Genomic DNA, 15,243 nt, shown 5'->3' on the forward strand with positions numbered 1-15,243 from the left:
GAGAGGGCGCATGGAGATTAGCGCGCGGCGACCTCTGCCCGCTTTTCGCCCAAGGTGGTAGTAAACTCGGTTATGGTTTCAACAATAACGTCGATTTCTCCGGGACCGAGCAGCTCATCGGCGAACGCCTGAGAGAAAGGCCAGTAGTGCAACGTGGCTCTAAGCTCGAAAGGCGGTTTGGCCGTTCGCGGTACGGCAAAGCGGTAGTCCACCATGGCATGGCCTTTGGGCAGTATGCGGTTATCGGACATAATGTGGGTGATGCGCCATACCTCCACCTCGACCTTCTTGCCATCTTTGTCTCCGAGTTTCACCATAAAGTTTTTGGTGCCGGGTTCGGTTTTGCCGTCTTTTACTTGCCCCAGGCGATAGATTTGTTTGCCATCGGCATCGGTAACAGCAAAGTCTAGCCAGACTTCCCGTCCCTCAGGAAAGCCTGTGGGAAGCTTGTGCCCGGCGCCGGTATTGGTCACTTTAAAGGTGACGGCGGCATGACCGCCGGGTTCGAGATCAGAGCTATCAATCAGTTCTACGGTGGCACTGGTGCGCAGGAGTTGGCGGGCGTTTTCCGCGTTCTCTGTGCGGCCAAAGTGCTCGAGAATGGTGGTATTGCCGCCGGCAAACCAATGCGTAGCACGGTCCGGACGATCTGGGCCCATAATCGCACTCTTGCCCGGTGTGCCTTTCATATGACAATCCTGGCAATCTATTCCGGCCTGTCGATAGGGGCTCTCATACCACTCGTCATAGGTGCGCTCTACGGGCACGCCATTGGTTGGGTGGGTGACATTGTGGCAGGTGGCGCACATTTTGGAGTCGGTGTGCAGCTCCGAGTAAGCGGTTTGGTGATACGGAGAGCTGGCCTCTTGCCTCGGGCCGTACTTTAGCTTGGCGGTGCCGGCGTCATTGATGACGTAGGCTCCATTGTCCAGGCCGCTAATGGCGTTGATGTTGTGGCAGGCTTCGCAATCGACGCCCGGCATATCGGTTTCGGGGGTGTGAACGTCGGGTGGATTTTGATTGTCTGCTGTAGTGACCTTGCCTGACACCAAACCCGTTGGCGTATGACAGCCGGTGCAAAAGCTGTCCAGCTCGCCGCCGGTTGCCTTGCTGGCGCGCGCAAGCAGTGCGCGATAAATAGGGTCATCCCAGGCATGCGACATCATAGATGAGCGCCATTCCCGGTAAATATCCGTATGACAGGCCCCGCAGACTTGAGCCTTGTCAAACTGGTGCTCAGGGATGACTTTACCGGAGCTGGTGGTAGCGCGGTGCAAGCCAAAAAGTGGTGTCAGTGCTTCATCTATAATGCGTTGCTCCACCGGCGTGGAGGCTAATACACTGTGGGCGGCTACCCATAATAAGGTGACCGAAAATAGCTTAACGTACGGTTGCATGGTCTGATCCCTTTAAACCCTGCGGGTTTTATTATGTTGGATGACCATCTATCAGGTGGCTAACTTTTATACTTATTTTGAGAGGGAAGCATAGTAAAATAATTACCAAATAATTCAAGAAAAATTGGTAATTATTATTTGTTGAACGTGAAAAAGTTCACGAAGCCCTGAAAAAGGCGAAGTCAAACTGACAATATCTGTCGCGTAAAACCTTATATCTGCAGTGCGGACACTTGCTTGCGAATGCGTTGACTGAACTCATTTTCGGCCAGAGGTTTATCAAAATAGTAGCCCTGACCATAGTCGCAGTGCCATCCCTTGAGCATGGCCAGTTGTTGCGCTGTTTCCACGCCCTCAGCGACAACCTCCAGCGAAAGCTTGTGCGATAGGGTAATCATGGTCTCCGTTAGGGCTTCAGGAATACGATCCTCGCCCAGCCTTTTAACAAAAGACTGATCGACTTTAATGATATCAATGGGGAACTTGGTGAGATAACTCAGCGAGGAATACCCGGTACCAAAGTCGTCGATGGCAATAGTGACACCCAAGGCCTTGAGCTTGGTCAACACCCACATGATCCGGTCGGACTCATCAATCAGCAAACGCTCTGTCATTTCAACCGTAATATCCAGGTGTCGTGCGGCCTTGGTCACAAGATCGAGCCACAGCTCCAGTGAGTTGTCCTTGGTGGAAAATACCCGGGGGGATACATTGATTGATAATCCAATAGGGTGTTTGTACTGATGGGAGAGCTGCGTTAAAAACTTACTGGAACGCTCGAGTACAAAGCGATCGATTTCATTAATGCGGCCAGTTTCCTCCGCCAGGCCAATAAATTCGTCGGTCGGTATTTGCTTTCCCTCGTGCATCCAACGCACCAAGGCCTCACACTTTTTAATACGGCTTTCGGTGAGATCCACAATCGGTTGGTAGTAAACGCTAAATTCATTGTTTTGGATGGCGGTGGCTAATTTGTTACTCAGCGAGTGACGCTTTTCCGAAACCACTTGCATGGTTCTGGTGAAAAATTGCCAGCCGTTGCGCCCCGATCGTTTGACCTCGTACATGGCCTGGTCGGCATTGGACACCAGAGCTTCGACGTTGTCGCCATCGTCTGGGTACAGAGAGATACCGATACTGGCACCACAGAAAATTTGATTACCGTCGATTAAGAAGGCGCGGCTTATGGTATCGATAATCTGTTGCGCCACCGCTACCGGCGTCTTGGCTTCGCGCACATCGTGCAAGATGACAATAAATTCATCGCCGCTGTAGCGAGCGACGGTGTCATAGGAGCGAATGCAACTTTTTATGCGCCCGCCGACCTCCTTCAACAGAATGTCGCCGGCGTTGTGTCCCAGATTGTCATTGACCGGCTTAAAGTTATCCAAATCGATAAACAAGACTGCCAGTTTCGTGTGATCGCGGCGGCACTTTGCAATCGCTTTGCTCAGGCGGTTGTGAAAGAGCAGCCGGTTGGGCAGTCCTGTGAGTTGATCGTAGATGGCCTGCTGTTGAATCTTGTCGGTAAAGCGTTTGCGCTCAGTGATATCCTGTACCGAACCGAGTACCGGGTAGGGGGATTTTCCATCTTCCAGTGGCTTACCGATAACGCGCACCCAGCGCCGGTAGCCGGAGCTGCCGGTAAAGTGTAGCTCGCTGTCAAAAGGGGTGCCCAAAGTGGCGTTGATAATAGCGGTGCGGAAATAATCCGCTTGCACAGGGTCAAAAATACTTATAAGCGAGTCCAGCGAGGGCGGCTTTTGTGACTCGCCCAAACCGAAAATTAACGATGTTTGTTCGTTCCAGAGCGTGATATCCAGCCGGTCTTTTACCGGCGTGACCTGCCAGCCGCCCACTAACGCCAGCTTGCCCACTTCCTGCAGGAGCACCTGATTTTTCTGCAGTGCCTGCTGATAGCGTTGCTCGCGCAGGCTCTGCCCGTAGCGATAGATCACCAACAACAGTGACATCAACAGCACAATAATAAAGGCGCTGCGCAGGACCCAAATGGTGCCAGAGGCGTCCTGCCAACCCTCAACAGGGCGGGCTGCCAGTTGCCAGCGGCCGGAGCCGACCTCTAAGCTTGCGAGAATGCTCCGTGCGTCCTGAAAGAGCTCACGATCGCCGAAAAATACCCGGCCTTCACTACCCAGACCATCGTGACCGCGAATAGCGACCTCTATGGGTAGATCTTCATCGAGTAGGCCGGCTTCGCGGTATAGGTCTTTGGTGTAGATGGGCGATGAAACAATTCCCCATAGCCTATCATCCCGGGTGACGACAGCCACACGGCCGATCACCGCTTCGCCCCCCTGAACCATTTGCACCGGGCCTGCGAGGATCAGTTCGCCCCGCTCATCCAGTGATCTTACCGCGTCCCACTGCGCGGCGTTCTCCCGGTAGTTCAGCCCCAGGGCCGCGCGATTTTGCTCCAGAGGATAGACCAGCGTCAGAATCAGGTTGGGCGCGGCCGCCATATTCACCAGCAGAGGCTCTTGGCGGAATACCGTACTGGCATAGGCCTCAAACTCGTTTTGGTTGATGTCCGGGTGAATGCCAATATGCGCTGCCAGACCGCTGATCAGCGATAGGTTGCTATTGATGGTGCCACTGAGCTCTGCCATCAAGCCGGTAAGTTGCTGGGTCACTTGCAACTGCTTGTTATGAAAGTCCGCCTCGCGAAAGTAGCGTTCGAGAATCACCTGGGCCAGGCTTAGGGTGAGCACAAGTGTCAGGCAAGTGACCAGCGCCCACCTGCCCGGGGTTCCCCGATGTGCTGAATAGAGCTTCATACCCCCATCCCGATTGGTGAAGACGCTATTGAAGGCGAGCTTACCGTTGGCGCCCCACTTTATCTCACTATAGCGTTTTTTGCGCCATGGCACAGTGAGAAAAGCGTAAGTTTGGGCTATTCTAGAGCTCATAGCGCCCCCATTGACCCTGGAAGCCCTAGTTTGAAACTGGTTGTTCACTCTCTTTTGCTCGCCCTGGCCTATATCGTCATTGGGCGCTTAGCGCTATTGCTGGCCATTCCTCCCGGTTTTGCCACTGCACTTTTTCCCCCCATAGGCATCGCCTTGGGTGCCTTGCTGTTGTTTGGCTATCGCCTGTTGCCCGGTGTGCTTTTGGGTTCATTTGTGCTCAATTTGAGCATCAGCTATTCGAGTGGCGGAGAGGTTTCCCAGGCGGCGTTTGCCACAGCGCTGGGGATTGCCCTGGGTAGTTGTGCTGCGATAGCGCTGGCTAAATTCGCCATCACTCGCTACCTCAAGGGGCGCAGCGCCTTCGCTAGCGACCGGGACACCGCCGTTATTTTCGCTCTCGCCGGGCCCTTTGCTTGCGCGGTCAGCGCAACCCTGTGCAGCTGGGTATTGCTTAAAGGTGGCGTCATCGGTGCACCGGATTACCCCTACACCTGGTGGACCTGGTGGCTGGGCGACAGTATCGGCATGCTGCTGGCACTGCCACTGATGTACATCCTCTTTGCCGAGCCGCGAGAGTTGTGGCGCGAACGCTGGTTGAGTGTGGGCATTCCCATGTTGGTGGCCTGCGGTTTGATGGTATTGATTTTTTTGCGCATTAATCGCGCCGAGCTGGAAAAAATTGACCAGGCGTTTGCCCAGCAAAGTATGCCTTTCAGTGCAAACTTGCAGGCGCGCTTAAAAGCCCAGATTGGCGTCCTTAGAAGCATAGACGGCTTGTTCCGCGCTTCGTCACATGTGGCTTACAGCGACTTTGTGAATTTTACGGGCAATGCGTTAAGTGATAACCCCGAAATACACGCGCTTTCCTGGAATACCTATATTCGGCACAGTGAGCGGGTGCAAGCCGAGCAGGCATTGCTGCAAAGAGGTTTGCCCGGTGTGATTACCGAGCGAGGGGAGGGTGCCAGTTTGGTGACTGCACCGCGGCGGGATGACTATATTTTTGTCAATTACATTGCGCCTTACACCGGCAATGAGAAGGCCCAGAGCTTTAATGTAGGCTCAGTTGCCAACCGGCGCGAGGCGCTAGTACGCGCGGCGCAGAGCAATACCGCTAGGGCGACCCCGCCCATTTATTTAGTGCAGGACAGTATCACCCGTCCAGCTCTTTTGGTGTTTTACCCGGTGTATAAAGATGAATCCGGCCCTCATAGCTTGGACAATGTTCGAGGATTTGCGACCTCTGTGGTGGTGATGGATCAGGTACTGGGTCAGATACTGGAAGACTATCCAGAGCATCGCGGCTTTTCAGTCGCGCTGGACTACCTTGATGGCGACACCGACGAGGTGCTCGCCGAGCGCGGTGAGCGGAATTTGTCCCGACTGTCGCCATTTGTCAGTTTTACCCAGACGTTTGAATTTGCCGGGCGCCAATTCCGCCTCCGGCTGCAACCTACTCAGCTGTTTATTGCCCAGCACCAGAGTCTTTTGACCTGGACCGTACTGGCTGGAGGTTTTTTATTTTGTGCTCTGCTGGGCGGGTTTTTGCTGTCTCTCAGTATTCGTTCAGAGTTGGTGCGCCAGTTGGTCCGTGAGAGAACGGCGGAGCTGTCGTCCATTCTCAATAGCGCCACGGACGCCATCTTGACACTGGACGGCGAAGGGCGTATTCGCCGCTGCAATCACGCCGCCACGGCTCTGCTGGGGCAAAGTCAGACACAGCTTGAAGGCCAAGCCATCAACCGCTGGTTGCCGGCCCTGAGTGATGCGGCGCAAGACCTCGAGCAGTCGCTGGCATCTGGTGGCAACAGAATTTTTGATACCTTTGTCGCCTCAGCTAATGGCGATTGGCTTGCGGTGGAGTTGAGTGTCAGTACGGTGGAGTTTGGTCGCTATCACAACTATGTGCTGATGCTGCACGATATTTCCGAGCGCAAGAAAACCGAGCGAATGAAAAGCGAGTTTATCAGCACGGTCAGTCATGAACTGCGCACGCCGCTCACCTCCATTGGCGGCGCGCTCAAGCTGATGGAAGCGGGGGTTGCCGGAAAGTTGCCCGAGGAGGCCGCGCGCTTGACCGGTATTGCCCGCAGCAACACCGAAAGATTGCGTGTGTTGGTGAACGACATTCTCGACGTGGAGAAGCTGGACGTTGATCAAATGAAGTTTCATATCACCTCGGTACCGGTGCGTGAACACTTTGAGCATATCGTTCAGCAAAATAAAGCCTATGCCAATGGCTTTGACGTTGAATTGGTGTTGGATGTGGATGATTCTGTCGATCAGGCGTGCTGCGTGTTGGCCGACCGCGACCGGTTGAATCAGATCATGACCAACCTGTTGTCCAATGCGGTGAAGTATTCCCCGGCGCACTCACAGGTAAAGGTTCGTCTCGAAGTGCAAGGGCGCCAGTTGGTGATTTCGGTGCGCGATACCGGGCGAGGCATGCCGGAGTATTTTCGCAAGCATATTTTCCAGCGTTTTTCTCAGGCGGATTCGTCCGACACGCGGGAAAAAAGTGGCACCGGACTCGGCCTATACATCACCAAAATGCTGACTGAAAAAATGAGCGGTCAGATTGACTATACCTCTGAGCTGGGCAAGGGCAGCGAGTTCTTTGTCCGCTTGCCCTTGAGCGAATAATTCGCCAGCCGAGGTTTGCCCGCCAATCCATCAGCGGCGGCGGTAAAGCGCTTAGCGGCTCTGGTCGAGCAGCCAGTGGTAAAAATCATCGCTACGGTAAACCCTTCGCCAGGCATCGTGACCCATATCTTCGTGGGTGGTGAAACGCACTTGCGGGTGCCCCAGCTGCTCGAGGCGGTTCAGCCCCGGATAAAAATACTGTATCGGCACGGTTTGATCCCGCCCGCCGGCAAACTGCCAAACCGGAATCTGGTGCTTGGCAATGGGTCCGATGTAAGAGGGGTGGCCCCAGCCCACGACGGGGGCTATGGCCGCAAACCGGTCTGGGTGTTGGCTGGCGAGCCACCAAGAGCCAAAACCCCCATAGCTCAAGCCCGTGAGATAGAGGCGGTTTTTGTCCGTGCGGTAGCGGCTTTGCACCGTATCGATAATGCTCAGCAGATCCTCTTCGACTTTGTCCCACCCCTCTGGCAGCAGCGGCGGTATCAAACTCATATCCACTTGGGCGGCGTCGCCGGACATAGGCTGTGGCGTGGCGAAAAACGGTTCGCGCGGCGGCACGCCCTCGGTCAGGCGCTCGGGGATTTGTGCCGGTGAGCGATTGTCGATGTAGCTGATGCCGCGCTTATCCATGTCAAACATGTGCAACTGCGGCGAAATAATAATAAAGGGCAGGTCCTTTTTCTGTATCCAGGCTTCGTAAACCGGGCCGTGAATCAACACATAATCCAGCTCATCCTTGCCGTTGCCGCGCTCACCATTGCCGTGCAAAAAAAGAATGACCGGCCACTTCTTGTCGCTTTTGGGGTTGTAGCCGCGGGGCAGATACAGAAAAAAATCGCGCTCGGTTTTGTCCAGCGAGCTGGTGTAGCTGATGCGCTCAAGCCTAGGCTCGCCGCGATGGTCAGTATCGGCGGCCTGTACCATGCTCAAGGGGCCGAAAAGGGCACACAGGGCGATGGCTCGTCGGAAAGTGGCCAGTCTGGAGATCAGATTCACGGGTTTCATTGCGACCTTTTAGCTTTTATGTTGTATCGGTAGCGCGGTGGTGCGAATGGGTGACTTGAGCACGAAGGAAGACTGTACACCGGTCACCCCCTCAATGCGAGTCAGCTTGCCCAGCAGAAACTGCTGAAAAGCGTCCATATCCTCCACGATGACTTTCAGTTGATAATCCGCCGACTGGCCGGTGATCAGGTGGCACTCGAGCACCTCCGGGTAACCGGCAATGGTGGCTTCGAAATGCTCAAACCGCTCGGGCGTGTGCTTGTCCATGCTGATTTGAATCAGGGCGGTCAGGTTCAGGCCCAGTTTGCGTGCGTTGAGCAGAGCCACGTAGCCGTCAATCAGGCCCTCTTCTTCCAGTTGGCGCACCCGGCGCAGGCATGGTGAGGGCGAGAGGCTGATGGCGTCGGCCAGTTCCTGGTTGGAGATGCGGCCATCGCGCTGCAGGCGCTCCAGTATCATGCCGTCATAGCGGTCGAGTTGCGTTGCCACAAAGTCATCCTTTTCATAATTCTACGTGGGGCGATAATAGCGCAACAATATGCTAATTTATGTAAATTAAACGGTATTTTCGCAATCGCCTGTCCCAGGCCGCTCCCTATACTGTGTCTAAGAGTCGAGGATTGCCGCAGGCAGTGCAGCTCTTACCAAGGGACGTCGCAAAAGCCCTACCCGGGACGCGCGACAAGAGCCACAAGCTCCGCGAGACGCAGGCAGGGTGATCCCCGGTCAGGACCGATCGCACAACCCGCCTACCCGATTCACTCGACATGTTTTGGCCCGAGTCACCAAGGGCACCGGGGCAGCTGTTTGACTGCCAGGCAAGTCAGTACCAGGAGCACGCAATGTTAGATCAGCCGAGTAGTAAGTACCGAGCCTTTCCTCCCATCGATTTGCCCGATCGGCAATGGCCGTCGCGCACGATTGAGCGCCCGCCCGTGTGGATGAGTACGGATCTGCGCGATGGCAATCAGGCGCTGATCGATCCCATGTCCGTTGCCACCAAGCTCAAATTTTTCAAAGCGCTGGTGCAAATGGGGTTCAAGGAAATCGAAGTGGGCTTTCCCTCTGCCTCGCAAACGGACTACGACTTGGTGCGCCTGTTGATTGAAGAAAACCACATTCCCGAGGACGTGACCATCGAGGTGTTGACCCAGGCGCGGCAGGAGTTGATTGAGCGCACGGTGGAATCGCTGCAGGGCGCGCGCCGGGCGATTGTGCACATGTACAATCCCACGGCGCCGGATTTTCGCGAGATTGTCTACCGCTCCGACAAGGCTGGGGTTAAAGCCTTGGCCGAGCAGGGCACGCGTTGGGTGCAGGAGGCGACGGCTCGCTATCCGGACACGCAGTGGGTGTACCAGTACTCTCCTGAGGTGTTCTCTGGCACCGAGTTGGCCTTTGCCAAAGAAGTGGTCGATGCGGTTACCGCTATATGGCAACCCACGCCCGATCGCAAAATGATTATCAATTTGCCAGCCACGGTAGAGATGTCCACGCCCAACACCTATGCCGACCAGATTGAGTGGATGCACCGCCATATTGAGCGGCGCGACAGTGTTGTCATCAGCGTTCACCCGCACAACGATCGCGGCACCGCGGTTGCCGCTGCCGAGTTGGCGGTCATGGCCGGGGCCGATCGGGTAGAGGGTTGTTTGTTTGGCAACGGTGAGCGCACAGGCAACGTGGATTTGGTGACCCTGGCGCTCAACCTCTACACCCAGGGCGTGCATCCGGGTCTGGATTTTAGCCAGATTGATCAGGTGCGCCAGTTGGTGGAGGAGTGCAACAAGATTCCGGTACACCCGCGTCACCCCTACGCCGGCGAGTTGGTCTTTACCGCTTTTTCCGGTTCTCATCAGGATGCGATCAAAAAGGGCTTTGCGGCGCGCGTGGCGGATTCCTACTGGCGCGTGCCCTACCTGCCGGTGGATCCGGCCGATCTCGGGCGCAGTTACGAGTCGGTGGTGCGGGTCAACAGTCAGTCGGGCAAGGGTGGCATTGCCTTTTTGCTGGCTCAGGAATACGGCCTCGACATTCCCCGGCGCCTGCAAATCGAGTTCAGCCGTTTTGTGCAGGCCTATACCGATGCCTCGGGCAAGGAGGCGACCAGCGCTGACATCTTCTCGCTCTTCGAGCGCGAGTACCTCAAGCGCGAAGGCGCCATTGAGTGTCGGCACATTGAGCAACACAGCCGGGATGATCAGGTCACGCTTGCGCTGGAAGTGCTGATCAATGACCAAGCGGTCCATCTCGATGGTCTGGGAACGGGTCCGGTGGCCGCCGCCGTGCAGGCACTGCAAACCAAGGTGGCCGTTCCCATGCAGGTGGTGGATTATCACGAGCACGCCATCAGCGGCGGCGGAGCGGCGGGCGAGGCCGTCAGTTACATCGAGGTGAAGTTTGGCGAGCATCCACCGGTGTTTGGTGTGGGCCGTGACAAGAGCATTGTCGCCGCCGCCGTCAAGGCGCTGATTAACGCAGTCGATCGCAGCGGCTACGCCAACCAAGGGGCGGCCACAGCCTGTGCCTAAGCCATAAAGCAATAGGGCGAACGACAGTGCTACACTCTCAGAGACGCACGCACCTTCTCTGAGGATTTTTTACCTCCGTGAAACCCCTTGTCCATGGGCGCTGGCTGTTGCCAGCGCTGCTGCTCCTGACGCTCTCTCTGGTAGTGGGACACCGCTTTATGCCCCTGCGCCAGCTGGTGCTCTTGCCCACGGCCGAGGATGTGCGGTTTATTTACGACGACACCGATGCCGGCGGAGGCAATCGCGTCGAGTGGGTGGATTACGACAATAACCACTTTCGCTGCACCCGGGGCTCGGATAAGCCCTCTTTATACTGCGGCCTCAATCTCTCGCTCAGCGAGGACGAAGTTCACGGCGTCGACCTATCGGGCTTTGAGCAGTTGCGCATCGATCTGGAGCTGGATACCACGGCCCCTTTGATTGCACTGTTTATGCGAAATTTTAATTCGGCCTATTCCACCGCCGGCAGCAGCGAGAGCGCACAGTACATTAATTTCCATCTTGAGCCTGACGACTACGCGCCGAGTGTCGTGGTGCGTTTTGACGAGTTTCGTCTCGCGGACTGGTGGCTCAATGGTCGCAACCTGCCTCGGCAGTACCGCGCGCCAGAGTTTTCCAATATTATTCTGGTCGGCATTAGCCTAAGTGGCGAGCTGCCGGCGGGGCCGCACGAGGCGGCGGTAAAGCGCTTGGTCGTCGAAGGTCCCTGGGTGAGTGCCGAGGCCCTGTATCTCGGGATTATCAGCGCTTGGTTGACCGGCGCTGTTGCCTTTTTACTTTTGCAGCTCACCCATCATTACCGCAGCGCAAGCGCCGCCCGTCAGCAGTACAGCGAGCTCTACCAGCGCCACCGCGCGCTGCACAGCGAAGCGCAAACCTTGAGTGAGCTCAGCCGCCGGGATGGGCTCACCGGCTTGCTCAATCGCTATGGCCTGATGCAGGCCGTCGACGCTTTGGATATGAGCGCCGAGGCCCCCGTATCTTTATTGCTGCTGGACGTGGATCACTTCAAGCGGATTAATGACAGGCGCGGTCACCTTGAAGGCGATAACGTGCTGGTAAATGTGGCCCAACTTATTGCCAGCGCTACGCGCGCGACGGATATTCTGGCGCGCTGGGGCGGCGAAGAGTTTTTGATCTTGCTGCCGGGTATCAGTGGGGACAGCGCCTTGAAACGCGGCGAGTCCATCCGCCAGTCGATTTTTGAAGCGGCCTGCTTTCGGGAGAAGTCCTTGGCGGTTACCGTTAGCGTGGGGGTGACCGAAATTCGGCCGTCGGAGAGTCTCGAGTCGGCTCTGGCGCGGGCTGACCAATGTCTTTATCGAGCTAAGGGTCTCGGGCGGAATTGCTGCGTGCTTGAGCGCGAAATAAGCTAGTCTTGGATAGTTTCTGATCGGCCGTAGTAAAATACGCCATTTTTGTTGCTACACTGTTAGATAGCGGACGCAAAGTCTGATTATTTGGGGGAAGAACAGCTTGTTCGGTGGCTTTAATCGTGGTCAAAGCAGTCTGATACTAGCGGTCCTTGTCACGATGATCGCTATTGTGGCGCATTCTTGGTTACCACCGCGCCAGATGGATCTTTTGGCCCGAGAAAATCTCAATACCTATCTCTATTACGATGCCACCGACGGTGGGGGTACGATGGGGACGTGGCTCGACAGCGCAAGGCACCACTTTCGTTGCGAGCATATTGAGCCTTTAAAGCCCTCCACTTATTGCGGTATGAGCATAGAGCTCATTCAGGAGAGTGATCTCTCACAAGGTGTCGATTTTTCCTCTTATAACGCCATCATATTGGACATTGAGCTGGAGAGTACCCAGCCACGCATTTCGGTGATTTTGCGCAGTTTTAACCCGGATTATTCCGAGGCTGGCAATGTGAACACGGCGCAGCACATGGTGGTGACCCTGCGCCGGCAGGACCTCGATCAGCCCGTCACCGTGGGTTTTAATGAATTCTCCGTGTCCGAGTGGTGGCTGATCGATCGCGATATTCCGCGGAGTTTTACCCTGCCGGACTTCAACAACATTGTGGTCATTGGCATTGATGTGCGCGACCGTCTCGGCCCGGGTCCTCACGATGTAAAGCTAAAACGGGCGGCATTAACCGGGCCCTGGGTTAACGCCGAGAGTTGGTATCTCGGCATCCTCGCCACTTGGCTGATCGGTCTGGTCACCTACCTGGTGGTGCGCTCGCTGCATTGGAAGAGTCGGGCCAAGGGCAACGAGAAAAAACTGAAAAAATTGGCGAGCCGTCATCGCGAGCTGCGCGGAGAGGCCCAGGAACTCAAGCAGCGCTCCGAGCGCGACAGCCTGTCCGGCCTGTTAAACCGGCTGGGCTTCGAGGAGGCCTTTGAGCGCATGGACACCTCGCTCGAGGCCCCTGTAGCGGTGATACTTATCGACATTGACCACTTTAAACGTATCAACGATCGGCGCGGCCATGCCGAGGGCGATAGGGTCATTCGCGAGGTGTCCTCCATTATCAGCCGCAATACTCGCGCGCAGGATATTCTCGCGCGCTGGGGTGGTGAGGAGTTTTTGCTGGTCTGCCCCCGCACGAGCTTGGCCCAGGCGTTTCAGTTGGCTGAAAAAATTCGCCACTGTATTTTCAGTGCCAATTACTTTGCCGATCGTCCCCTGGCCGTCAGCGCCAGCCTCGGTGTCGCCGAGCTCAAGCAGGGCGAAAGTTTTACCCAGTTGTTCAATCGGGTAGATGAATGCCTCTATCGCGCCAAGGGTCTCGGGCGCAATTGCACGGTACTTGAGTCAGAAGGTTAGACCCTTTCTTCTTGTGGGTTACAATAGTGCGATTTGCTGCCAACACGATGCCAGAATGGGTAACTCGCGACTTGTAACCGGTTTGTTCTCTGCGCTGGTGCTGATCGGTTGCACGGCTCACCAGCCGGTGTACCGGCCTATCGCCACCGACGCCTTTGCCGACTCCCTTGAGCAGTGGAGTGCGCTGCACCCGGATAAGCGGATCGAACCGCACGATCGGCACCAGATACTCGCCATCGCCGACAACCTCTTGCTGATGCAGCGCAATAGCGGCGGCTGGCCGGCCAATCGCAACCCGTTTCGCAAATTGAGCGATGATGAGCGACTGCAGTTTCTCAAGGACCAAAACGCCCAGGACGGCAGCTTTGCCAATCACACCATGTTCCCGCAGATTTTCTATCTGTCCCATGTCTATTTGCAGACCGGTGATGTGCGCTATCGCAATGCGGCGCGCAAGGGGCTGCGGCTGGTGCTGGCTGCGCAGCTGTACAACGGCGGCTGGACGCTGAACGCGCGCCCGGCGACGGCGATTGCGGTGGATCAGGCGGTGGTGGACACAGCGGTGACTCTCGATGCCCTGCGCTTTTTACGCAAGGTGGCGGCCGGACTGATGCCCTACGGCTACATCCCCTTTGATGTCCGCCGCGAGGCCGCCGAGGCGGTGCGCAAGGGTGATGCGCTCTTGCTGCGCTTACAGCAGGCGCACAACAGCCGGGCGAGCATCTGGGCGGGGGCCTATAGCCTGGAGACGTCTCGCCCGGCGGCGGCGCGTGGGCAGCCGCTGCCCACTTTGGATGTGGCTGTTAGCACCGATATTGTCCGCTACCTGATGCAGATTCAGCGCCCGCCGGCTGAAGTCATTCGTGCGGTAGAAGGCGCGGTTGACTGGTTTGAGCGCAATAGCATGCAGCGCTGGTACAGCCGCTTGCCGCAAGTCGCCTACGGCGGCCCCTGGCCCCACTCGGAGAGTTTGCCCTCCACCGAGCCACTGTGGGCGAGTCATTATCAGATCGATACCTCGGCGCCTGTGGTGGCCGGGGCCAGCCTGGCGGCGCAGGACACTGGGGTGGTTTACGGGCCGGGGGTGGGCGCCTGGGCAGAGACACTCTTGAGCGAGGCCTACCCCGCGTGGCGCGAGGCCAATATTCGCCCGGCGGGCGCGCCGGCGAGCCTCTAGCGCTCTGTGGTGATCGGCTTTTCGGCCAGATCGTGGCTGTAGATGCCGTCTTTGCGGGCCAGCGGCAGATCGGTAATCTGCTGTTCAGTCCAGCGTTTGACCTCTTCGGTGAGGCGCTTGCGATCCCAGCCGGCCGGGTCAATGGCATCGCCAATCACCACCGTAATGGTGCCCGGATACTTTAAAAAGTGTTTGTGCGGCCAGCACTCGGCTGCGTTGTGCGCCACCGGCACAACCGGTACGCCCGCCGCGCAGGCGATGTCGGCGCCGCTTTTGTAGTAGGTGCCTACCTTGCCCAGTGGCATACGCGTGCCCTCGGGAAAAATCAGCACACTGATCCCCTCTTGCAGCCGCTCTATCCCCTTGGCTTTGACGTCCTTGAGTGCCTGCATGCGGTTGGAGCGGTCAATCGCGATGGGTTTGAGTGCGGCCAGCCCCCAACCAAAAAAAGGAATACGCATCAGCTCTTTTTTCAAAATGGTGCTGATGGGGGCCATGTAGTACTGCAGAAACATGGTTTCCCAGGTGCTCTGGTGCTTGGCCATGACCACCACCGGATGGTCGATGCGCTTGCGGTGGTCTATGACCTTAAAGCGAATCTGGCAGGTCAGGCGCAGCCAGAACATCACAAAGCGGTTCCAAAGCGTGATCAGCCGCCAGCGATAACGGTAGGGCACAAAGGGCCAGATCATAACGCTGATGCTGCCGGCGATAATCCCGGTGCCGTAGTAACCGATGTTAAAAAGAAGCGTGCGTAAGTAGAGCAACAGGGGCAT

The 15,243-nt window shown here is 56.6% G+C and carries 10 protein-coding genes; 5 read left to right on the forward strand and 5 right to left on the reverse strand.

Annotation, left to right across the window (positions count from 1 at the left end; all coding sequences use genetic code 11):
- Positions 1 to 17: 17 nt before the first annotated feature.
- Both QWI16_RS05800 and QWI16_RS05805 read right to left on the reverse strand, forming a co-directional pair.
- Positions 18 to 1,397 carry a multiheme c-type cytochrome gene (locus QWI16_RS05800; RefSeq protein WP_302711821.1) on the reverse strand — a complete coding sequence of 460 codons (1,380 nt, stop codon included), beginning with the start codon at positions 1,395 to 1,397 and terminating at the stop codon, positions 18 to 20.
- Between the two features lie 212 nt (positions 1,398 to 1,609).
- The gene (locus tag QWI16_RS05805; RefSeq protein WP_302711822.1) at positions 1,610 to 4,192 is read right to left on the reverse strand and encodes a bifunctional diguanylate cyclase/phosphodiesterase; all 2,583 of its coding nucleotides are present in this window, start codon (positions 4,190 to 4,192) and stop codon (positions 1,610 to 1,612) included.
- A gap of 162 nt (positions 4,193 to 4,354) precedes the next feature.
- Between QWI16_RS05805 and QWI16_RS05810 the strand changes: the two genes are divergently transcribed.
- Positions 4,355 to 6,967 (forward strand): ATP-binding protein, encoded by a 2,613-nt coding sequence (locus QWI16_RS05810; protein ID WP_302711823.1) that lies wholly within the window; start codon positions 4,355 to 4,357, stop codon positions 6,965 to 6,967.
- Between the two features lie 51 nt (positions 6,968 to 7,018).
- On the opposite strand, the gene QWI16_RS05815 is transcribed toward QWI16_RS05810, so the two are convergent.
- A complete protein-coding gene (locus QWI16_RS05815) occupies positions 7,019 to 7,975 on the reverse strand; it encodes a carboxylesterase family protein (protein WP_302711824.1) in 957 nt (318 codons plus the stop codon).
- 9 nt (positions 7,976 to 7,984) lie between these two features.
- A complete protein-coding gene (locus QWI16_RS05820) occupies positions 7,985 to 8,464 on the reverse strand; it encodes an Lrp/AsnC family transcriptional regulator (RefSeq protein WP_302711825.1) in 480 nt (159 codons plus the stop codon).
- A 353-nt stretch (positions 8,465 to 8,817) separates the two neighbouring features.
- Here QWI16_RS05820 and leuA point away from each other — a divergent pair, with 353 nt between their 5' ends.
- From leuA to QWI16_RS05840, 4 genes are all read left to right on the forward strand, one after another.
- Positions 8,818 to 10,506: a 2-isopropylmalate synthase gene (gene leuA, locus QWI16_RS05825; protein ID WP_302711826.1), complete on the forward strand. Its 1,689-nt coding sequence runs from the start codon at positions 8,818 to 8,820 to the stop codon at positions 10,504 to 10,506.
- A 77-nt stretch (positions 10,507 to 10,583) separates the two neighbouring features.
- Positions 10,584 to 11,882 carry a GGDEF domain-containing protein gene (locus QWI16_RS05830; protein WP_302711827.1) on the forward strand — a complete coding sequence of 433 codons (1,299 nt, stop codon included), beginning with the start codon at positions 10,584 to 10,586 and terminating at the stop codon, positions 11,880 to 11,882.
- Positions 11,883 to 12,090: 208 nt separating this feature from the next.
- Positions 12,091 to 13,290, forward strand: coding sequence for a GGDEF domain-containing protein (locus QWI16_RS05835; protein ID WP_302711828.1), 1,200 nt, complete (start codon positions 12,091 to 12,093; stop codon positions 13,288 to 13,290).
- A 55-nt stretch (positions 13,291 to 13,345) separates the two neighbouring features.
- Entirely contained in the window at positions 13,346 to 14,467 is a 1,122-nt protein-coding gene (locus tag QWI16_RS05840; protein ID WP_302711829.1) for a pectate lyase, read from the forward strand.
- On the opposite strand, the gene QWI16_RS05845 is transcribed toward QWI16_RS05840, so the two are convergent.
- Positions 14,464 to 15,234: a lysophospholipid acyltransferase family protein gene (locus QWI16_RS05845; RefSeq protein ID WP_302711830.1), complete on the reverse strand. Its 771-nt coding sequence runs from the start codon at positions 15,232 to 15,234 to the stop codon at positions 14,464 to 14,466. The genes QWI16_RS05840 and QWI16_RS05845 overlap by 4 nt on opposite strands.
- Positions 15,235 to 15,243: the final 9 nt, after the last annotated feature.

Origin of the sequence: Gilvimarinus algae (assembly GCF_030518215.1) — a bacterium.
Classification (GTDB): domain Bacteria; phylum Pseudomonadota; class Gammaproteobacteria; order Pseudomonadales; family Cellvibrionaceae; genus Gilvimarinus; species Gilvimarinus algae.

Bases quoted from the DNA above. Each gene is read 5' to 3' on its own strand.
- leuA (WP_302711826.1), top strand. From the start codon at position 8,818: ATGTTAGATCAGCCGAGTAGTAAGTACCGAGCCTTTCCTCCCATCGAT.
- QWI16_RS05840 (WP_302711829.1), top strand. From the start codon at position 13,346: ATGGGTAACTCGCGACTTGTAACCGGTTTGTTCTCTGCGCTGGTGCTG.
- QWI16_RS05815 (WP_302711824.1), bottom strand. From the start codon at position 7,975: ATGAAACCCGTGAATCTGATCTCCAGACTGGCCACTTTCCGACGAGCC.
- QWI16_RS05800 (WP_302711821.1), bottom strand. From the start codon at position 1,397: ATGCAACCGTACGTTAAGCTATTTTCGGTCACCTTATTATGGGTAGCC.
- QWI16_RS05805 (WP_302711822.1), bottom strand. From the start codon at position 4,192: ATGAAGCTCTATTCAGCACATCGGGGAACCCCGGGCAGGTGGGCGCTG.